The sequence below is a fragment of the Bartonella numerosa genome (assembly GCF_037070845.1).
GTDB lineage: Bacteria > Pseudomonadota > Alphaproteobacteria > Rhizobiales > Rhizobiaceae > Bartonella.
This window is the reverse complement of sequence record NZ_JAYMZI010000006.1, coordinates 42,583-65,180: the sequence shown is the minus strand read 5'-3', so window position 1 is coordinate 65,180 and position 22,598 is coordinate 42,583. Positions and strand designations below refer to the sequence as shown.

At 39.8% G+C, this 22,598-nt stretch carries 13 protein-coding genes, 1 tRNA gene and 2 pseudogenes; 5 read left to right on the top strand and 11 right to left on the bottom strand.

Translation table 11 applies throughout. The features are described 5' to 3' along the window. The first annotated feature begins 26 nt into the window (after positions 1-26). The 3 genes from WCP75_RS03535 to WCP75_RS03525 all read left to right on the top strand — a co-directional run bounded on the left by WCP75_RS03535 (position 27) and on the right by WCP75_RS03525 (position 3,092). A complete protein-coding gene (locus tag WCP75_RS03535; protein WP_336276874.1) occupies positions 27-245 on the top strand; it encodes a hypothetical protein in 219 nt (72 codons plus the stop codon). A 6-nt stretch (positions 246-251) separates the two neighbouring features. Then, complete coding sequence (locus tag WCP75_RS03530; RefSeq protein WP_336276870.1) at positions 252-1,295, top strand: tyrosine-type recombinase/integrase; 1,044 nt, start codon at positions 252-254, stop codon at positions 1,293-1,295. 867 nt (positions 1,296-2,162) lie between these two features. Beyond that, positions 2,163-3,092 (top strand): YopJ/AvrA family T3SS effector serine/threonine acetyltransferase, encoded by a 930-nt coding sequence (locus WCP75_RS03525; RefSeq protein WP_442894945.1) that lies wholly within the window; start codon positions 2,163-2,165, stop codon positions 3,090-3,092. Positions 3,093-5,698: 2,606 nt separating this feature from the next. Here WCP75_RS03525 and WCP75_RS03520 read toward each other — a convergent pair. The 3 genes from WCP75_RS03520 to WCP75_RS03510 all read right to left on the bottom strand — a co-directional run bounded on the left by WCP75_RS03520 (position 5,699) and on the right by WCP75_RS03510 (position 9,723). Continuing rightward, positions 5,699-7,075, bottom strand: coding sequence for an amino acid permease (locus WCP75_RS03520; RefSeq protein WP_336276868.1), 1,377 nt, complete (start codon positions 7,073-7,075; stop codon positions 5,699-5,701). A 562-nt stretch (positions 7,076-7,637) separates the two neighbouring features. After that, positions 7,638-9,176 carry a histidine ammonia-lyase gene (hutH, locus tag WCP75_RS03515; protein WP_336276867.1) on the bottom strand — a complete coding sequence of 513 codons (1,539 nt, stop codon included), beginning with the start codon at positions 9,174-9,176 and terminating at the stop codon, positions 7,638-7,640. A 470-nt stretch (positions 9,177-9,646) separates the two neighbouring features. Beyond that, positions 9,647-9,723: transfer RNA gene (locus WCP75_RS03510), tRNA-Arg, on the bottom strand. A 263-nt stretch (positions 9,724-9,986) separates the two neighbouring features. Here WCP75_RS03510 and WCP75_RS03505 point away from each other — a divergent pair. Further along, complete coding sequence (locus WCP75_RS03505) at positions 9,987-10,760, top strand: NAD kinase (protein WP_336276866.1); 774 nt, start codon at positions 9,987-9,989, stop codon at positions 10,758-10,760. A 155-nt stretch (positions 10,761-10,915) separates the two neighbouring features. Further along, complete coding sequence (locus WCP75_RS03500; protein ID WP_336276865.1) at positions 10,916-12,322, top strand: DEAD/DEAH box helicase; 1,407 nt, start codon at positions 10,916-10,918, stop codon at positions 12,320-12,322. A 35-nt stretch (positions 12,323-12,357) separates the two neighbouring features. Here WCP75_RS03500 and gltX read toward each other — a convergent pair whose 3' ends face one another. From gltX to WCP75_RS03460, 8 genes and pseudogenes are all read right to left on the bottom strand, one after another. Then, entirely contained in the window at positions 12,358-13,728 is a 1,371-nt protein-coding gene (gltX, locus tag WCP75_RS03495; RefSeq protein WP_336276864.1) for a glutamate--tRNA ligase, read from the bottom strand. Between the two features lie 10 nt (positions 13,729-13,738). Next, positions 13,739-15,415: an NAD+ synthase gene (locus tag WCP75_RS03490; protein WP_336276863.1), complete on the bottom strand. Its 1,677-nt coding sequence runs from the start codon at positions 15,413-15,415 to the stop codon at positions 13,739-13,741. Positions 15,416-15,607: 192 nt separating this feature from the next. Further along, positions 15,608-15,950: pseudogene (locus tag WCP75_RS03485) on the bottom strand (3-deoxy-7-phosphoheptulonate synthase). 179 nt (positions 15,951-16,129) lie between these two features. Further along, positions 16,130-16,624 carry a 3-deoxy-7-phosphoheptulonate synthase gene (locus WCP75_RS03480; protein WP_336276862.1) on the bottom strand — a complete coding sequence of 165 codons (495 nt, stop codon included), beginning with the start codon at positions 16,622-16,624 and terminating at the stop codon, positions 16,130-16,132. A 328-nt stretch (positions 16,625-16,952) separates the two neighbouring features. Further along, positions 16,953-18,344, bottom strand: coding sequence for a glutathione-disulfide reductase (gene gor, locus WCP75_RS03475; protein ID WP_336276861.1), 1,392 nt, complete (start codon positions 18,342-18,344; stop codon positions 16,953-16,955). Between the two features lie 192 nt (positions 18,345-18,536). Then, a complete protein-coding gene (locus WCP75_RS03470) occupies positions 18,537-19,097 on the bottom strand; it encodes a DUF2059 domain-containing protein (protein ID WP_336276860.1) in 561 nt (186 codons plus the stop codon). Between the two features lie 101 nt (positions 19,098-19,198). Then, positions 19,199-19,903 (bottom strand): ribose-5-phosphate isomerase RpiA, encoded by a 705-nt coding sequence (rpiA, locus tag WCP75_RS03465; RefSeq protein WP_336276859.1) that lies wholly within the window; start codon positions 19,901-19,903, stop codon positions 19,199-19,201. A 326-nt stretch (positions 19,904-20,229) separates the two neighbouring features. Beyond that, positions 20,230-22,496: pseudogene (locus WCP75_RS03460) on the bottom strand (ComEC/Rec2 family competence protein). Positions 22,497-22,598 lie beyond the last annotated feature (102 nt).

Sequence of the window (22,598 nt, the reverse complement as noted above, 5' to 3'; positions counted from 1 at the left end):
TTGTATCTAAAATTAGGAGAACAGATATGGCACATCGCCCTCCCACCATAACCCAGCCAGCCATTGCTCGTGCCCTAAGAGAAGCTAAAAAACAAGGATGCGAACTAATGGAAATCAAGCCTACTGGCGAACTGTTAATCTATCTTAAAACTGGGATTGCAATCCCCAAAACAGCTATCCATCCAGACAACTTATTAGACTTATCAAAAGATGAGTATTACGAAGCTCTTCTTTCTAAGATGTAAAGCCTTATGCCAAAACTGCGTCCCCTTCATCTTGTTAAACAAGTCACCAAACATGGAAAAATTGTATGGTATGTGCGTATCGGTCATGGATCACGACGGAGAGTACATGGAACTTACGGAACACAAGAGTTTATCGACAGCTACAAAAGAGCGCTTGCTGAATTGCAAGGTATCATCCCGCCTAAACCTAAACCAGGTAAGCTTATTGAAGGTTCATTTGCATGGCTTCTCAAACAATATTTTAACAGCGTCGATTGGCACAGCCTAGCTAAAGTTACGAAAAAGCAAAAAGAACTTATCTTGATGAAAGTATGCGACTCCATAGGAAACATTCCATACAGAGAAATCAAGAAAGCACACATTACAGCAGGAGTTGAACGACGCAAAGAAACACCAGCAATGGCTAGAAACTTTCTGAAAGCACTCAATAGTCTTTTTAAATGGGCAATTGATCAAAGTCTTTTAGAAAATAACCCAACCGTAGGAGTAAAGAGACCGACTTTGAAAAATAAAGATGGCTTTCCTGCTTGGACAGAGGAAGACATAGAAAAATATTATCAACGCTGGTCTATCGGCACGCATGAACGCGTCTGGATTGATGTGCTTCTGTATACAGGTTTAAGACGAGGTGATGCAGTACGCATTGGTTGGAAAGATGTAAAAGATAATATCATTCATCTAAAGACAGAAAAAAGTAAATTTCAAACAGATGTCTTTCTTCCCATTTTACCAGAATTAGCCACAACACTGGAAACTAGTCCTATCGGAGATGAAACATTCATTTGTGGTAAAGAAGGTAAGAGACTCATTAAGGAGAGCTTTGGCAATCTGTTTAGAGATGCTTGTAACGCAGCTGGCATTAAAAAATCAGCACATGGATTAAGAAAATTAGCAGCAACACGTGCTGCCAATTCAGGTGCAACAGTCTCACAACTCAAAGCACTTTTTGGCTGGACTGAAGATAAAATGGCATCTCTTTACACTAAGAGCGCTGACCGAAGAAGACTTTCCCTTGAAGCAATAAAAAAGTTCCAAAAAAGTGAGGGATAGACCCCAAAAAAAACCAATAGAATCAACAACCATACAATTCCCTCATCTTGTAATAACCCATTGATTTTAATAACTTTGTTCGCGCCTGTCACGCCCACCATTTGTTTCTTCTAGTATTTAATAGTTCAACTTTGCTCATTTTTTTGAGCGAAAGGCGCGCGAACGAAGATGAGGGAACAGAGTCCCCAGTCATCACCCCCCACGGGTTGCACCTCCTCATCGGGTCTTGTGTAATTTTGCGCTTAGTTTCGTATCGCCATATCCTTCAAAGATCCTCAAAAAACTTTTAAGATTTCCTTATCTTTTTACCGCAAAACTATAATTTTGGGATTCTTCCTACCTTTTGGACACTTTGCCACAGAGAATCAAACACCTCCCCATTTTCTATGCTCATTACAAATTATTATGAATTTTCTTTATAAAAATTTTAATTGTAAAAAATAAGCCAAAACGGTGAAATGCAGCACGAATATTCGCAGGTCGTACTACGTTTTGAATGTCACATTTCATTACTAATAGTACAAAGCTGAAAAATTTTTTACAAATTTAAAACAAAGGATACGGAAGAAAAAACTACCTCCGTTCCCAAAGATTTCGCTCAGCATTTTACAGTAAAATACAAATAATATGTGATGAAAACACTTCCCACAAAGATAACGTACATTGTTTACAACGTAACCGCTATAAATATCTTCGTTTAAGTTCTTCAAATTATTTGTTTCCCGCATTTTGCGACGCAAACCCGCTCGTTGTATTTTCCAGCACATCCCCAACGTATACATAACAAAAGATCGGTATAAAACATTATCTTACCAAAATTAAAGAGGATAATATCCAATGTTTGTTATTGACATGGAGATTAATATCATGAAGCCTAGTGATTCTCGAAGCGTCACCCCTTCACAAACACAAGAAGACTACGTTGCAGACGAGCTATTGGAAGGTGCTCACGCAGATCCAGAAAAAGACATTTCTCCAAAAGAGGAAGTAGCATTCAACCTCGAAGAATTAAAAAATGTCATTGCAGATTTAGAGACTAATATTGCCGATGGTAGTTGGATACGTGCTAATTATTCAAGTACAGACATTAGAATGATGCCCGTCTTAGTGCAGCAAGCGAATAAAAAATATCCCGAAATGAATCTTCAATTAGCGAATAACCCTGAAGAGCTTGCTCTCTTCATAAAAAAAGCAATCGATGATGGGATCCAAGCCTCCAGGATTATAATTCATTTGAAGGATAGAGGAACCCATTTTGCCGTCATTGATCATAAAACCATTGGCAGCCAAAACTCCTTGATATTTTTCGAGTCGACAACATTCAATGGCATGCAACAAGCAGGACTAGCAATAAGAACACAAATGGCTATTCAATCTCACGAATTACCTAATTGCCATTTTTCCATGGCGGAGATGAACATTCAACGAAGCATTTCTGAGTGTGGAATATTTAGTTTAGCTCTTGCTAAAAAACTTTATACTGAATCTGGCCGATTAGAAAAAATGCACAAAGATAATATCGAGGGTACATTATGTACGCCAGATACGCCTCTGCCTTATGATAAATTAGACCTCTATCTCCCTGCTACTTTTTACAAACACACGCAAGGAACAGAGCGCCTCAAGCAGTATGTCAAATCAAACCCAGATGCTGCAAACGAAAAAATTAACAAAAAAGGAGAAACTCTTTTTGAAAGACTCGATAGGAACTCAGTTACAACCGGAGACGGTAAGACTGTTTCTGTTTCGTCGCATAAGAAGAGAATTCGTGAATACAGATCCACCATCGCATTTTGATGCAACTCTTTAACACTCTCGTAAACATAAATGAACGCGCTTTTTTACGCATTTTGGATTACAATGTACATAGATGCGACTTTGATTGTTAGGTAAATATTGCATCATTACTACCGTGTTCACTTTTGGTGGCACGAGGTTATCGCGTTGCGTGTAATTGCGTATTATTTGCAAAAAGGGCCTTTTTGACCTTTGTTAACTTTTTGAGATCCACTGTTTCAAATGAGCGGAGATGCTGTCTAGCGCATCCATGAGGTGTGAAAACTCAAAAATAGACAGAAAGACAAGGAGAACGATCCACTTCATAAAACGAGACGTCATTTTTACGCTTCGATAGGTAAGAACCACTTCTCAGGGCGTTTCTTTTTCTGCATCCGTAAATTCTTGTGGTTTATTCAGTTTCTCTTTTGATCATATTTCCACCTACACAGGTGTTCGCCTTGCTCATCATGCGTTAAGATATCTCTTTCTAAGATTGAGCGCACCGCATTAACGTCTTGTAATCAAAATAAATTAGCATAGAAGCACGTTTATTTGCCATGCATCCAGCGAAAAAGATCAATGCACACATCAGCATCACTTTTCTTATTAATAGCATTTTCCACCTCAAGCCGCATTGTTTCTGCCTTTAATGCTTTCTTTGTTTACTTTTTCTTCTCGACGTTCTTTCCGAGAGAAAAGACTTTTGCTAGAACCATAAAAAGGCGGCCAAAGTCCGTTGGACCGGCTCATCCCTCTCTACAAAACTTCCAAGCCCTGAAAAAGAGCCTATAATTGAAGCAATTACTACTGGTTTTAAAAGACCTGTCGAGTCTTTTCTCTTTAGTGCCTGATGATTGGAACAAACATCAAACCCGCTGATTACCAAAATTATCATTCATTTTTGAAGCATTATTATAACGGCATACAGCACCCCCATCCTGACAGAATTTCAGGAGAAAACTTCTTGGCGAATTAAAACTACAAACGCCAGAATAATTAAATGAAAGAGCTAATGCATATCGGCACAAATCGAACGTTATAATATGCTGTTGTATGTTTATATTGATATTTTGGGCTGTGACACAGCTCTGAAAAAAGTTAGAACTGCAAAAAAGCTGAAATGACCACAAAACAAAAAGAGCTTATTTTAACGAAGGTGCGAGACGCTATCAGAAATACTCGATACAAAGAAATTAAAAAAACACATATCATAGCTGGTATTGAACAGTGCAAAGAGACACCAGTAATCGCTAGAAACTTTCTGAAAGCCCTAAGTGGACTTTTTAGATGAACAATGGATCAAAAATTTTTTAGAAATACCCCATCCGTAGGTACAAAAAGACCTTCCTTAAAAAGCAAGGCGAATTCCCCACCTGGACGAAAAAGTACATAGAGAAATATTACAAAAAATGGGCCGTCGACACCCGCGAACATACCTGGATCCGATGTGCTTCTATATAAAGATCTAAGATATGGTGGTGCGTACGTATCCGCTGAGAAGACATGAAAGATGACCTTATCTACCTAAAAACAGAAAAAAGTAAACTTCAAACAAGTATCCTTTTTCCCATTTAACAAGAACAGGCTGCAACACTTGAAACTGGTCCTAGCGGAAGTAAAACCTTCATTTGTGATAAAAGCGGAAAGAAATTAACCAAAGAAAACTTTAGCAATTTGTTTAGAAACGCTTATAATGCAGCAGAAATAAAAAATCATCACATAAATTAAGAAAATTAACGGCAACACATGCTGCAATTTAGATGTGACAGTCTCACAACCCAAAGTAGTTTTTGACTGGACGGACGACAATATGGTGTCTCTTTGCACAAAGAGTACCAACCGCAAAAAAATTGCTCTGGAACCAATAAAAAAGTTTCAAAAAAATTAGGGATAGAGATAAAAAACGTAGCAGAACCGATAACTATACAATTCCCTCATCCCGCAGTAATTCATTGATTTTAATGAGGTTATACACGATTATCACGTCCACTATTCTTCGCTCATTGACGAGCTGCGTTGCTTGTTTTTCATAAGATCTCTCATATCAATCATACAGCAGAAGATAATTGCAAACCTTTTTCCGACATAAATCCGATGTTTTCCGCATAAAAGAACAAGATACGTGGGAAATTTGCGAAAACTTCCACATTTCACTAATTTACAAAATAATTTCTATATTTCCTTTTGAAAACTACAGCAAAATATTAATTTCATGCATAAAATAAATTATAAATCATCTTTTATATTATATAATATTAAGTATTAAATTAAATAATGATTTTTTAAGAAAAAAATTATTATTAATGTAACTTCATATATAATAGCAATTATATTATAAGTAAATTATAATATTGAAATAATTATTTAATAATAATAACGAACAATTTAATAATATATTCCATTAAAAATAAATGTAATTTTCTAACATGATATTGATATATATAATAAACTATTTGTTCCTCTTCCCATCATGTCTCAATGATCCATTATTAATGATGAAAAACAAAGAAATACCAAAGAGAAAGAGATAAAACATTATCTCCAAGTATTAGAGCATAATCACCACACATCATTCTACCACAAAATAATTAACTATTTTTTTAGGAGAATTCTTATTTATCTTTCTATATACTTCTATTTTTCCTTACATTAAAAAATTTAATTGCGTAAAAGCAGACAACAAGCCAAACAATCCAACTAATACCCACAATCAAAACCGGTCGAGTGCTATCGAAAAACCACAACACAACAAAGATAAAAACCATGAACAAAACAGAAAAAATTGATCCTATGGGCCAAAACGGAATTGGAAATTTTAAACTGCTTTGCATTTCCTTAGACATTTTTAACCGCATAAAAATTTGAGAAATCAGAATCATCATCCAAACAAAAACTGTTGCAAACGTTGTCATCGCTGCAACAAGAAAAAAAAGCCGATCATGATAAAAATAATTGAGAGCTACGCCAACAAGAAAAATGCTAAAAATTAATAAAATAACAAAAAATGGTATACCATTTTTTGACAAACGTTGAAACTTCTTTAATGCGTAACCTTCATGTGATAACCCGTGTATCATACGTCCGGCACCGTACATCCCACCATTCATCGCAGAAATAGCCGCCGTGACAACAACGATATTCATAACGTGAGCCGCCGATGATATCCCAAGTTTTTCAAAAATTGAAACAAAAGGGCTATCCATGAGGCCAATTTCATTCCAAGGATAAAGCGACATCAAAATGGCCAAAGTCATAACATAAAATAGCAAAATACGAGCAGGAGTAGAATTAATTGCCTTCGCAATAGTGTTATGAGGATCCTGAACTTCCATCACTGCCATCCCAATAATCTCGATACCACCAAAAGCAAAAACGACAACGCTGAAACAAGCTAAAAAACCAAACAAGCCATTAGGAAAAAATCCGCCATTTTCCCATAAATTATGAATACCAACAGCAGAAGGCACCGCGCTTGTGTTCCAACCGAAAAAAAGAATTGCTATCCCTATAACAATCATAGCAATGATAGCGGTAACTTTGATAAAAGACAGCCAAAACTCTAACTCGCCGTATACTTCTACCGCAGACAAGTTGATGCCAGTAATAATAAGCGTGATGCCGAGCGCCCACACCCAAGGAGAAACATTTGGATACCAAAACCCCATATAAGTTGCGAAAGCTGTTATGTCGGCCAAACCAACGAGAACCATCTCAAAAACGTAAGTCCACCCTGTTAAAAATCCAGCCAACGGTGATATGTAAATTGCAGCATAACGAGCAAAAGAACCGGGAAGAGGATTATGGATTATCATCTCACCGAGAGCTCGCATAACCATAAAAATAGCTACACCAGAAATACAATAAGCAATCAAAACACCCGGACCAGCAAGCTTAATCGCTTGTGCAGATCCGTAAAAAAGACCCGTCCCAATAGCAGAGCCGAGAGCTAAAAAAACAACCTGACGTTTATTCATACCGCGCTTAAGTTCATTCGTTGCCATTTTCTTCCTTTTTTAAAATGCTATCACTCCATATAAAAACGACCCCCCCAGATCAATGAGCACCTAATTCAACTGAAACACGAAGGGATCCCGCAGATGTGAAGTGAAGGATTTGCAATTTTTGTCGCTTCATATCCACCGCGAGGCACAGAATCATAGCAGGCGAAGTGTAATTTTATTTGAGGAGATAACGCGACAAGCGCCAGTTACAATAAAAATTGTGTCTTTTCACCCTTTTAATTCAAAGACAACAAAATAAATCTGTCACAATAGCGCCTTTCACATGCCCCCATAACACTCTCCGGCTTGAACCCATCGTGTTTAGCAAATAATTCGAGGAAAAGGGTGCTACAAAGAGGGACTTCAACGACGCAGTGACAAAATTGTTATACAATTACAACAATGCCACCAACCCGCCACGGAAACGGACGGCGCTAAATTTACGCCGACCAACAAATACATCCCTTCACAAATTCCCTCGAATACCCTCATAGGGCCAAAATTTTATCTTAAAAAGCTCGATAATTAAATTTTTTCCTTTTTCCCAAGCCCAAAATAGATATTACCTTAACTTCAATTGTGGAAAAATTGTTCCCGGCAAAACAGACAACAAACGCCCTTCACTTACAAGCATGCATGCTTCACGAATATCCGAAGCCATATAGCGATCCGCTTCTAAAGTATCAACACTTTTGCGTAAAAATGCTACAATAGATTGCAACAAGGGGCTTGTTTTTAAAGGAGAACGATATTCAATTCCTTGTGCAGCAACGAGTGTTTCAATTCCGACGATAGTTAAAAGATTCTCGCTCATTACCAATAATCGACGAGCACCATGGCAAGCCATCGAAACGTGATCCTCCTGGTTTGCAGAAGTTGGTGTCGAATCAACCGAAGCAGGGTGTGCCATTTGTTTGTTTTCAGACATTAAAGCCGCCGCGGTTACTTCAGCAATCATAAAACCTGAATTAAGACCTGCATTTTTCGCCAAAAATGCCGGAAGCCCATGGGAAAGTGCTGGATCAACCATAAGGGCGATACGTCTTTGAGAAATCGAACCTATTTCACACAAAGCAAGAGCAATCTGATCCGCGGCAAATGCCACGGGTTCAGCATGGAAATTACCGCCCGATACAACATCACCATTGCTCAAAATCAGTGGATTATCTGTAACCGCATTTGCTTCAATAATAAGCGTTTTTGCTGCTGCGCTAAGAATATCAAGACATGCGCCCATAACCTGCGGTTGACAACGCACACAATAAGGATCTTGTACACGACTATCATCGCGCAAATGCATATCCCTAATTTCTGAACCTTCTAAAAGTTCTCTTAGTGTTTGTGATACTGCAATCTGCCCGTAATGGCCACGCAAAATATGGATATCACCGTGGAACGGCGCTGTTGACCCCATAATAGCATCTGTTGTTAACGCTCCTGCAAGAAGTCCACCACACAACGCACGGTATCCCCGAAAAAGTCCCACAAGAGCAAGTGCAGTTGATGTTTGGGTACCATTAATGAGAGCCAACCCCTCCTTTGCATCTAAGATGATAGGAGATAATCCCGCTTTCTCTAAAGCAGCTGACCCACTCATACGGATATTTTGAAAAAATGCTTCTCCTTCTCCCATCATGACGGCTGCCATATGAGCGAGCGGAGCAAGATCCCCGGACGCACCAACAGATCCCTTTTCAGGAATGACAGGAATAACCCCTTTTGCGAGCATATCCTCTAGCAAATGCACCAATTCAAGACGAACACCAGAGGCCCCTCGCCCCAGCGAAATAAGCTTTAGGGTCATCATTAAACGTACGACATCTTCAGCTAAAGGCTCCCCCACACCACAACAATGTGACAAAATGAGATTTTTTTGTAAAACGGTCACATCACTCGTCTTAATTTTTATCGAAGCCAACTTACCAAAACCGGTGTTGATTCCATAAACTGGTTCACTTCCCGAAGCAATTTTAGCAATGCGCTCTGCCCCCTTCTCGATAGCCAAATACGTATCACCATGAAGCCTGCTCTTCTCACCGTTCAAATAAACAGCTTCAAGTTCGCTAAGCGACACACTGCCAGGATTTAGTGTAATAGTCATAATTTTCTTTCTTATTTGTTTAAAGAATCAATCGGGATATGCTAGCAAAAAACAAAAAAACAGCCGCAATATACAACTCACGAACCAAACAGTTTCCCAACTTTTGAAATCCACAAAACGGCAACATCAATGAACATTCCCTTTAGTATTTAACGAACAAATTCCATACAATGCTTTCTTTATTAGATACAAACGGAATTTATATTTTTCTGTGCAGAAAGGAAAAATAGCCAGTTCTCGGTGAAATGGAGGACAAAGCAACTTCAATATGATGAATTTTCACCATTTTCCTTTCCTTCTTTGGTTCCAATATAGAAAACAATTAGCCACAGAAAAGTGCAGCCCGCCATACACATTATCTCTCTCAGAGCAACCTAGCAACTTAAAATACGGTTCGATAAGTACCCCCCGTAACCAACGTAATACAAAAACAAGCCAATGATATTTTCACGAAAATGAACCGCGAGGCATGGCGCACCCGACAGAATTCGAATCTGTGACCTCTGCCTTCGGAGGGCAGCGCTCTATCCAACTGAGCTACGGGTGCCTGCAATCAGCAACAAAACCACTTCCACCCTTGTAACCGATCATACTCTCAGCTTCAATGACGAATTAGCATTTAAAAAAAATATTCATCCGACATTTAAGTACATTGTGCAACCTTCCTGCCTCATTTTACAATAGCACTTTGATTATCTGCAACAGATCATTTTTTGTAACATCCTCTTCTTACAAGGATAGCTTTTATTAAAACTTTAAAACTTGATTAAAATTCGCTAAAAGCAAGAAAAAGTACTAGGATGACTCTTAATGACTAAACTACCGAACCGCTTTCACTTTGTTTCCGCTGAAACCAAAGAAGCCATCGAAGCTACCAATAAATTAATTTCTATTTATGGTCATTCTCCGCTTGAAGAAACTGACGTTGTCGTTGCAATCGGGGGAGATGGCACAATGCTGCAAACTGTACGCAATGTTATGAATACGGGAAAGCCTATCTATGGCATGAACCAGGGTTCTGTGGGATTTCTTATGAATGAATTCCACGAGAAAAAATTGCCTGATCGCATTGCTGTCGCACACAAAAAAGAAATTCATCCATTGCGTATGATTGCGCGAGCCGAATGTCAAGAATGTATTGAAGCACTCGCTATCAATGAAGTGTCTCTATTCCGTCAATCTTATCAAGCAGCCAAGATTCGCATAAGCATTGACGATAATGTACGCATCGAACAACTAAGCTGTGACGGAATCCTTGTTGCTACGCCAGCGGGATCTACAGCTTATAATTTATCAGCACAAGGCCCTATTTTACCCCTCATGGCCCCTCTCATGGCCCTGACTCCTGTCAGCCCTTTTCGCCCCCGGCGCTGGCACGGCGCACTGCTTCCCAACACGGTAACAGTGCGCTTTGATATGCTCGAACCTTGCAAACGTCCAGTTAATGCTGCAGCCGATAATGTTGAAGTTAAATCCGTTTATTCGGTCACTATCTCATCAGCCGCCGAGGTGACAGCCGCAATCCTTTTTGATTACAACCATTCATGGGATGAACGAATTTTGTCAGAACAATTTCGCTACTAGTTATTGATGTATCATAGCTTTCTTCAACTATACGGCTATTATAGTTGACTTTTTTGTAAATGCGTCTTAACCCCTTCTTAATGATATAAAATGCTCAGTATTGTTGATGGTTTTAATAATGGAATTAAAGTTGCAAAGCAATTGACAGAAAAAAAATGATAGCACCTCTAAACAGTTTCGATGATTTAGGTCTTTCTGCAAAGGTTATTAAGGCAGTGAAGGCGGTAGGGTATACGGCTCCGACTCCCATTCAAAGTGGGACAATCCCTCATGTACTTCAAAAAAAAGATGTTCTGGGAATTGCTCAAACAGGGACAGGTAAGACGGCGTCATTTGTTTTGCCTATGCTGACGTTGCTCGAAAAAGGCCGTGCAAGAGCACGGATGCCCCGGACTCTCATACTGGAGCCAACGCGGGAACTGGCAGCACAGGTTGAGGAAAATTTCGATAAATACGGAATGAATCACCGTCTGAATGTGGCACTTTTGATAGGTGGCGTTTCTTTTGAGAATCAAGATCGTAAAATCGAACGAGGTGTCGACATCCTTATAGCGACACCAGGACGCCTTCTTGATCATTTTGAACGTGGAAAATTACTTCTGATGGGTGTCGAGATTCTTGTCATCGATGAAGCCGATCGTATGCTAGATATGGGGTTCATCCCTGATATTGAGCGCATCTGTAAACTGACACCATTTACACGCCAAACTTTATTTTTTTCAGCAACGATGGCACCGGAAATTGCAAAGTTAGCAAAGCAGTTTTTGCATTCTCCCGTATCTGTTGAAGTTACAAAAGCATCTTCAACAGCGAAGACGATTAGGCAACGACTTGTTAAATCTGAAAGTAAAGCATGGGATAAAAGAGCTATTTTACGGAACCTTATAAAAAATGAAGGTGATGAACTTAAGAATGCTATTATTTTCTGTAACCGAAAGAGGGATATTTCAGAACTTTTTAGATCGCTCGTTAAACATAATTTCAGTGTGGGGGCGCTGCATGGGGGTATGGATCAGTATTCGCGTATGAGCACATTGGCCGATTTTAAAGACAATAAGCTTACGCTCCTCGTCGCTTCAGATGTTGCCGCCCGGGGATTGGACATTCCGGACGTGAGTCACGTTTTTAATTACGACGTTCCTACGCACGCCGAAGACTATGTCCATCGAATCGGGCGTACGGGGCGCGCCAACCGCAGTGGAAAAGCTTTTACAATCGTCACAAAAGCTGATCAAAAATATATCAGCGCCATCGAAAAAATAAATAACGAAAAAATTGAATGGCTCGATGGAGATTTGTCTACTTTGACAGTTGATGATGATCAAACAGATGATACTTTTTTAAAAGTACAATCCACAAAATCATCGAAAAAAACGGCACAAGAAAAACGCTCTGTAAGAGATAAAAAATCCTCAAAAGATAAAAAAGGAAGAAATACTGTAGCCACAAAAAACAAAGAAAAACCATCTGAACAGCGTTGTCATCGAAAAAACAAAGAACAGGTCCTTCTTGGGTTTGGTGATGACACTCCGGCATTCATGTTTATAAAAACTCGTACCTGAATTTAAGGCTTCATATCCCCACCTTTCTAATGTCTCTACATAGTCAACCTTTTTATCACTTTTTTGCGTCCTAAAAGCTGCAGGATTTTTCCCATTTCGGGACCATGATCCGTTCCGGTAAGTGCTTGACGCAAGGGCATGAACAAATCTCTTCCTTTACGACCTGTCTCTTCTTTTAATGCCATTGTCCACATTCTCCAACTTTCTTCATCACATTCACCTTCAGGTAAAAAATGAACTGATTGGCGTACAAACGCGTGATCCTCAAGCGGAACAGCACCAAAATTCTGATCATCATGAATAATTTTCCACCAGAAAACAGCATCATTCACTTTATCAACATTGCTTTTTATCACGTTCCAAAAATATTCCGCCTTTTCTCCATCAATAGAAAGGCCTTTAAGCCGCGATTCCACTGTATCGTAGTCCAACTCATGAACAAGATGACTATTCAAAGCAAGGAGATCAGCAACATCAAATTTTGCGACAGACTTCGACGTATCTTTAAGATTAAAATGCTCTAAAAGAGCTTCCTGATGAGGATAAATGTGCACATTTTGCGATGTTCCAATCAAAACAGCAAGACACTGAACAGCTACAGATTCAAACCCCTCCTCCCGTAAAAAACGAATAGAAAGATCGCCGTTACGCTTCGAAAGTCCCTTTCCTGAAACCGTACTCAACAAATTAATATGTCCGAAAATCGGTAACTTTACGCCAAGTGCTTCAAAAATAGCGATCTGGGCGCCTGTATTTGTGACGTGGTCATCACCGCGGATGATATGTGTAATACCCATGTCCATATCGTCAACTACAGATGGTAAAGTATAAAGATAACTCCCATCCTCGCGAATTAAAACAGGGTCAGAAAGAGAGGACAAATCAACCGTCTGCTCGCCTTTTACAATATCCTCCCAATGAACCTCTGTCCGCTTAACCTGTAATGGGTCCCCCTCAAAATTAGGTAAGAGAAAACGCCAATGAGGTCTACGTCCCTGATCTTCAAGTGCTTTTTTATCTTCCAATGTTAATTTTAATGCCCCCCTATCATAAACAGGAGGTTTTTTACGCGAAAGTTGTATCTTACGACGTCGCTCCAATTCCTCTGCTGTTTCATAGCAAGGATAAAGAAGACCACTTTGTTTTAAAGCCTCAGCAACTTCATGATACCGACTCACTCGTCTAGATTGATGATAAATTTCATCTGGTTTTATACCGAGCCACTCAAGATCAATCATGATATTATCAACATACTCTCGCTTGGTACGCTCAACATCCGTATCATCGTAGCGCAAAACAAATTTCCCACTATTCGCTCGCGCATAAAGCCAATTGAATAACGCGATGCGAGCGTTACCGATGTGAATGTAGCCTGTTGGAGATGGAGCAAAACGAACTTTTATCATTTAACGATACTCAACTTTTATCACGAAAACGATTGACGATGGGGTAACGGCGATCGCGCCCAAAATGTTTGTCGCCAATTTTTACACCAGGTGCAGACTGTCGCCTTTTATACTCTGCCAAATAAAGAAGATGTTCGATTTTCTTAACCGTTTCCCGTAAGTGTCCACGCTTCACGACATCACCAACACTCATGTCATCTTCTACGAGAGATTGTAAAATATCATCTAAAATAGGATAAGCAGGTAAAGAATCCTCATCTTTTTGGTTTTCCCTAAGCTCTGCAGAAGGTGCTTTAACTACAATATTAGAAGGAATAACAGTCCCCTTCGGCCCCTTGAAACCATCCAGATAGTTTTTATTGCGCCACTCAGCCAACGCGTAAACTTGCGTTTTGTAGATATCTTTTATAGGATTAAAACCCCCGTTCATATCCCCATAAAGTGTTGCGTATCCTACAGCTATTTCAGACTTATTTCCCGTCGTTATTACCATTGAACCAAACTTATTTGAAAGAGCCATCAAAATAGTTCCACGTACACGACTTTGAAGATTTTCTTCTGTTACATCAAGTGAAAAACCCGAAAAAACGGGAGACATTATATTCAAAAAAGCTTCAACAGGCTGCACAATTGGTATAACGTCGTAACGACATCCTAAAAGACGTGCACAACTTTCAGCATCTTTCAAGGACTCTTGTGAAGTATAATGATAGGGCATCATTACAGCGCGAACTTTTTCTCTACCAAAAACATCAACTGCCATTGCTGCACAAAGTGCCGAATCGATTCCACCCGAAAGACCGAGAATAACATCCTCAAAGTTATTTTTGTTAACGTAATCTCTCAAACCCAAAGTGCACGCCAGATAATCTGCGGCCAATCCATCGAAAAGACTTTCGTGTGGACCAGAAACACACCGCCATTCAGTGGACTGCCTCTGCCAACAACTCAAAGCAATATGGCTTTCAAAATGTTTCATTTGAAATACTATCTTTCCCTTTCCATCCAGAGCGAAGGACCCACCATCAAAAACCAACTCATCCTGACCTCCAACTTGATTAGCGTAAATAACCGGTACACCAGATCGAATGGCTTGTGCGCGGACAATTTCTATACGCTTCAATGTCTTATTACGACGATATGGAGACCCATTAAGGACGAAAACAATCTCAGCGCCCCTGCTGCTAAGTTCTGCACAAATAGAAGGATTGCTCCAAATATCTTCACATATTACTATTCCTAACCCTACTCCACGGTAAGCAACAGGTTTAGAACCTGATCCAGCACAAAAGACACGCTTTTCGTCAAATTCGGCATAATTGGGCAAATCAGATTTAAAAATCTCAGCAACCACCTGCCCCTCATCGAGAAGCGCAGCGCCATTGTAAATGCTACCATCATGCCACAATGGAGCACCAATTATGATTCCTGGTCCCCCTTTTGTCACTTTTGCCAACTCTTTAACAGCATCTCCACTCGCCCTTATAAAAGCAGGTCTAACAACGAGGTCTTCCGGTGGATAAGCGGTCATAAAAAGCTCGGTGAATGAAACAAGGTCAGCACCCTCTTCTTTGGCTTTCCGATACGCCGTTACCGCAAGAGAAAAGTTTCCCTCGATATCACCTACAACAGGATTCAATTGGGCGACAGCTACCCGGAAATTATTCTTTACAAGCCTTTGTATCATGTCATTAATTAGTAACCAGAACCCTATTAAACTTACAAAAGAACATTCTTTCCTTCAAAAAATTCCTCCATGAACGATTAAAATAATAAATATCACACGTCTTTCCATTTAATCATTCACGATCATAACTAACGGACCGGTATGACACATTTTTCTCGATAAGTGCAGCAATAAGAAAGAAGAAAAGCTAATTCAAGCGTTTAGTCGTATATCACAACATGTATGGTAGCGATAAAGCAAGTCTCCCACAGGAATAGCGTGTACACCACCCGTACATTCAGTAACATCACAGCTAATCACCTCAATAAGAACACCATTAGGATAAATTCCCTCCCTATAATGTATTGAAAAAAAACTCTACCTCCCCCAGAGCGTGATCAAAAAGGAGCGTTTTATAGCCATCTATAGTAACCATATTACCGCGCATAGAATCATACGACCGCATAATCTTGTGTTTTTCACAATCAACTGTACGAATTAATTTATGAAGACGATTCTCTGCATGATCATGACAAAAATGAACAATGAGCGTCAACCTGCCAGAATCATTTTCCGGATTTAAAGTATCAATCAAATTTAAAAGCCCCTCCAAGATCAATAAAGAAACCAAAATTTAATCCGATGGGATTCTTAACCACAGCAATATTCAACGCGAGTGTGACCGGCCTGAAGCATACAATCACCAGTCCACAATATGTGCCCAGACATCGTGCACTAACCTCCGGGAATTGAAACAATCCGCATCAAGGCCTCTTTATGGCCGAGCAAGAGCCCTTCATAATTAGTACAAAAAGATATTTCACGTAACGAAGAATCCTCTTTAGTCGTAATTTTTGTGAAAAACACAAAAGCAATCATTTCATAAATCTGCCTTCCTAATTGTTTACAGTGTCCGCCTTGCGAACTATCAGAAACAAAATCTAGCATCCAGGTGTGGATATATCCGAAATTATCGTATCCCTCTTGTAGAAAAGCACGTAACAAATTAAACGCGATCAGCTGACTATAAGCCACAGACGTCCTTCGTGGATCAGAAATACGAGGATCTTCCACAAACTTGACACCGTTTATAACGCCTCCCCGATAAGCAGAAAGCTCAACACCTTCTCTTTTTTCTGTATTAGGGGAGTACGGCTTTGCAAACTGACCAGCAACGCAGATAATTTTAACAGCTGAATTAGAACTTCCAGGAATCAAAACAATTTCCATCAAAAATCGCGTACAACACCAACCTCACGCTCCGGAAAATTTTCTACATAACCCGCACCTTGCAATAAAAAAGCCCTGCCTTCTGCGACAGAAGCCAATCCATTCTTTAACCATGCGCCTCACCTGAAAAAACCAAAGAGGGAGATAGCTATGCGGCTCCCATTCAAAATCTATAAATGCAGCTTCATTTGGACGAGCAAAAACTTTCTCAATCAGCTTTTCCCTCCAAAAATCAGGCGACCATTCTTGTACCATTTCACCCTCACAAGAACTTAAGCTCATCACTGATGATAGAAAAAGCTTCACGACCGCTGCAAGAATACTCGCATCAAACTTCTACTTTCTTTCCATTTTCATATATGTAAGCCGGATTGTACATCGTTACTAATTCTTCTGCCATAGTTGGATGAACTGCCATAGTTTCATCAAATATATCTTTCGTCAATTTTCCCTTGAGAGAGATTCCAATAAGCTGAACCATCTCGCCAGCACCCTCTCCCAAAATATGTGCACCTAAAACGACACGACTTTCACCGTCAACAACGAGTTTCATGAACATTTTTTCTGAAGCACCAGAAAGAACATTACGCATAGGAGAAAAAATTGTACGATAAATTTCAATACGCTCGTATTGACGCACTGCATCTTCTTCCGAAAGACCGACTGTTCCAATCTCCGGCTGCGAAAAAACCGCTGTTGCCACCAAATCATAACTAGGTGTAGTAGGAACATCTTCAAAAGCTGTCTTAATAAAGCACATTGCATCATGGATTGCCAGGGGAGTTAATTGGGTGTGACCTGTTACGTCACCAACAGCCCAGATATAGGGTATATTTGTCATCATCTTTTCATCAACAACAATAGCACCAAATTCGTTTAATCTAACGCCGACCCGCTCAAGTCCCAAACCTGTTGTATTTGCTACACGCCCCGTGGCCAACAGAACCTGATCAGTACTGACAATCTGCCCATCTGATAAAACAACTTCACGGCGATGACCCACAGTCTGAACTTTGGCAATTGTCGCCCCGTATATAATAGATATCCCCTTCTCGACCATCGCATCATTGAGCAACTTCCGTAAATCGTAATCAAAATTACGAAGAATTAAATCACCACGGTGGAGAAGCGTCGTTTTAACACCTAATTCATGAAAAATATTTGCAAACTCGACGCCAATATATCCACCACCAACAATAACTATTGATTTGGGGAGTGTTTTAAGGTCAAAAATTTCATTGGAAGTCACACATAAATTCTCGCCTTTTACTGCAACATTCGGCGCAGCCTTTGCTCCTGTCGCGATTAAGATTTTTTCTGCTGTCACCCGTTCACCCGTCGCAGAGAGCTCTAGTGTATGTTCATCCACGAAAACAGCACGACTTTCATATATGTGGACGTTATTAACCTGCAATCCTTTACGATAAAGACCCTCTAACCTCGATATTTCTTTATTCTTAGCAGCAACCAATTTTTCCCAGCTAAAAGTTGGATCAGCATATTTCCACCCAAAACCAGCGCTTCTGTCAAATTCTCGTGCATATTGCGATGCATAGACATACAATTTTTTGGGAACACAACCACGAATGACACAAGTCCCCCCTATACGATACTCTTCTGCTATGGCAACACGCTTCCCAAGCCCTCCTGCTAAGCGGGCAGCGCGCACCCCACCCGAACCACTTCCAATAACGAATAAATCGAAGTCAAAAGATCTCACTAACTGTCCCTTCCCATATTTTATAATAACAAGCTATTGTTGTTTAACACAAAACAGAAACCATTTTTACTCCCGGACGCTATTTACGTAAGATAACACCACAAAAGGTCTACTTCGTCAAAAACGGCGGGTTTCCCGCCGCTTTAAAAAAAAACGAAAAAAATTTTCACTAAGAACAAAAGATTGACAAAATCATTTTTTCTTTATCGGAGAACTAGACACCGTAGGAGTAGCAGAGTTATCCAATTTAATCATTTCGGACATTTCTTTTTTCACGTTTTTCGCAAGATCCTGCATAATAACGGAGCGCCACGCCTCGAATGTAGAATAAGCATCGCGCGCGATACTGGGGACCTCTTTCAAAAACTTTTTCCCAGTACTTGAGCTATAAAACGCTGTGATTGTTTCAAGCTCTTCTCGAGTAAAATATTTTGCATATACATGTGCAATCTCTTTTTCTAAATCAGAACGCCGTCTTGCCAAAGCAAGCGCCTGTTCATCGACAATATCAGAGATAGCTGCCGCCAAATTTGGATCATCACCTATTAATTCGTTCTTAAGCTCATGTGCGGCGGTTGGTAAAAAACTATCAAATTGATCAGTTGCACGCATAGCATTGATAGCCTTCCTTGCTGAATCTAAGTGCGCATCGCTCACACCGAGTGCACGAACTGCTCCCCCAACATCCACAAACAAAACGGCAACTACAACAGAATACGCCAAAACACGCCGAAAAGAAAATATTGTTTTCATCTAATGGTTACCCCGATAATTAATCGTAATTCTAATTTATTATTTTTCCCAAAATGCCCCCTCTCATTGCGCTAACGCAATGAACATATAAGCTGTCTTATCTATAAGTCACACGGTTCTAAAATTTTTACCCGACCATCCTCCATCGCCACAACTGCGCGCGAAGCTAACCCTAAAAAGAGACCGTGCTCAACAACACCAGGAACCGAAAAAAGTGCATCAGATAACAACTTGGGCTGCAAAATATGCTCCCAAAAGGCATCAAGAATAAAGTGTCCACCATCTGTTTCGAAAGGACTTTTTCCATTCATCCGTAATACAATTTCCCCAGAGAGTCCTAAGCTGTCAGCGATTTTTTCGATAGCCCTCCGCGTAACATTAACACCAAACGGACTGACTTCAATCGGCAGCCCAAAACCCCCAAGCGTTTTCACCAATTTTGTTTCATCAGCAATAACAAGCATAGAGCGAGAAGCTGCAGCTACAATTTTTTCGCGTAACAGCGCCCCACCTCCTCCTTTAACTAAGGTCATTTTTGGACCAATTTCATCCGCCCCATCAATATCAAGATCAAGTTCAGATACTTGTTCTAGAGTAGTGATGGGTACGCCAAATTCATGACACAGTTGCTCAGAACATCCTGAAGTAGCAACTCCAATCACGTTAAAACCGTCCGTAACGCGTTTACCCAAAAGGCGTATAAACTCGTTCACTGTAGATCCAGTTCCTATACCAAGCCGCATACCATCTTGAACAAATTCAAGAGCCTTGGCGGCCGCCATTTTTTTTAACTGCTGAACATCCATGAATCATTTCGCCTCTTTTGCCAATCAGCAATATCCACCGTAAATCAATAACAAAATAATTTATTATCCTTAATTTTTCATAAAACTACGTATCGCTATTCTGGCTAAAAAATATTAATGATTTTAAAATAGAGCGATCAATATTTTACCTTTTTCCAAATCCACTAATATTTTTCATACCTAATAACTGTCTTAAGCCAGTCCCTTAATGTAAATTACGTACGCTGACTTCGTGTATCTCTATGAAGTTACAGTTCACCCAGATGTTTAAAAATCTGCTTTCGGTGACACTGCAACCCACCATTTTTAATAGAAACATGATATACTCAATTTTGGGAATACTTCCTGTGCATATTCCAAGGCCTGGAAGCACCAAAAGAAGACCAAATAATATCCCCATTTTTTGTCATCATGACGCTTCCCCGTAATAATAACTCTTGGAGTGTAAATATTATTTGTGTCTCACGATCGCATATCTTACTTTCCGATTTAAATGCCTTAATAACTATATCTGCTTCCACACATCGGTCGATTTCTCCGTGCAGAACAACAACTCTTAACCCATCTGCTGACACAGACGTACAAACACGATCATCACAAATAAATTGTCCGTGAAATAAAGGGCCGTACCTTGCCGGTTTGACAACCTCACTCACACGGAATGACTTTTTCCATATAGATCTCGTAAATTTAGAGATATAATGGCGATCAGTGTACAATTTTTCCCCGTTAATAACACCTACCAGCATCATATCGTTTGCTATAATTAATTGCACAGGTGGATATGTCAAAAAAACATAAATACCAGCGAGAATAAAGATGCTGAAGAAAAATCTGATTCCCGTTCTACAAAAAATCAATCCAACAAAGCCTAAAGTAAACAAAATTAGCGCAGATAGCGGCATAAAACTGGGATTCAAAACAGGAGAAATATTCCTGATAGCACGAGCAATTTTTATCACAGCACCAACACCAAGCCCCATAATTTGCAAAGGCAGCCATTCAAGCCCAAAGGGTATTGCGAATACCGCAATCAACCCAAAAGGCATGATTAACATTGACATAATAGGCAAAGCTAAAGTGTTGCTTATGATGCCAAGCGGTGCAACATTAGAAAAATGATAAGTAGCATAAACTCCACTCACAGATCCTGCTACAAGCGAAGACACAGATATTGAAGCAATCGAAGAAAAGATAAAACGGACGACCTTATCCCCAACTTGAAAAGGTGTGGCCTTTCTTGCACGAAAAAACGACCTCCCATTATACCAATCAAAAAAAGCAATCAAAGCCGCAGTCGCTGAAAAAGACATTTGAAAGCTTGGACTTAATATTTCATGTGGAGCGATAGATAAAGTTATCAAACCCGCAACAGCGAAATTACGCATCGTTACCGGAGAACGACCGCAAGACACCGCAACCAGCATCACAGCAATCATTATAAAACTTCTCTGCGCGGACACGGTCACTCCGGACAATAGCAAGTAAAAAGCCGTGACCATCAATGCCGCGACGGCAGCAAATTTCTTGACGGGATAATGTGACGAAAAAACCGTAAAAAATGCCAAAAAACCGCGGACACCGAAGAGAATTATGCCACCCAATAAAGCCATATGCAATCCTGATATTGACAAAATATGCGCCAATCCAACGGCACGCAGCGCTTCATTTGTGTCGTACGAAATGCCGCCCCGCTGCCCTGTTATGAGAGCTGCCGCCACACGGCCATTTTCCCCACCAATAGCCGTACGGATTTTTTGTGTCACATTCATCCGTAAATTTTCAATTTTCTGTAAAACTGTACCAAACATTGTCTCAGGCTGTGGAACTGATACCTTGGCTGGTTTTCCCAAATAAACTCCTTGAGCACCAATGGTTTTAAAGTAATTGTGAAAGCTAAAATCATAACCCCCAGGTCGTACCGGACCAGATAATGCAAGAATTTTAACCCTTCCGTATAATCCATCGCCGATCGCCAATCCATATGGCAAATGCCGAGCAGATAAGCGAACACGATTAGGCCCATGGAGTAACAATGGCTTTTCTGTTTTCAAAACGTCCAAAATTATGCGAAAATCTCTTTTCCCCGTTGGCTCGATAGAAGCGACTCTTCCCGTTAATGTGGTAAAAATATCACTACCTAACATCGATGTAGAGACACGCCACGTTTCGATTTTTGCAGCCAAAACTCCCAATACAATGCAGAGTACAAACCCCACAATGAACCACATTCCTCTACAAGAGCGTAAAACATAAAATATTCCAAGGAATGCGCTAACCAACGCAATCAATTGTTCCCAACTTGGCTCTTGATTTAAACTGAAATAAAAAATGATTCCTATGGAAAAGAATACAAAAACTAATAAGAAGGGAAGCCCAAAAGAAATTTCTCTGTATATGCAGTCTACCAACCACTTCCAGAAAAAAATTATTGTTTTTTTTAAAGACATAAACGAAGAAATCTTTTATTTGTTGTCATCCGTATTCGTTATGCTGTGAAAAGTCCGAAAAATACTCTGCCACATAAAATCAAGTTTTCGATGAAACTTTTTTGTAAATTATCCTTAACTTTATTTTGATTTAATACTAGCATCTTCTATTCCACTCGGGGATGTAACTGTTGCACACTTTGTAGCCTATGCTAACATGACCTTCCCGCAAAGTTCTATATAAATGTCTTAATTTGATTTGCTAA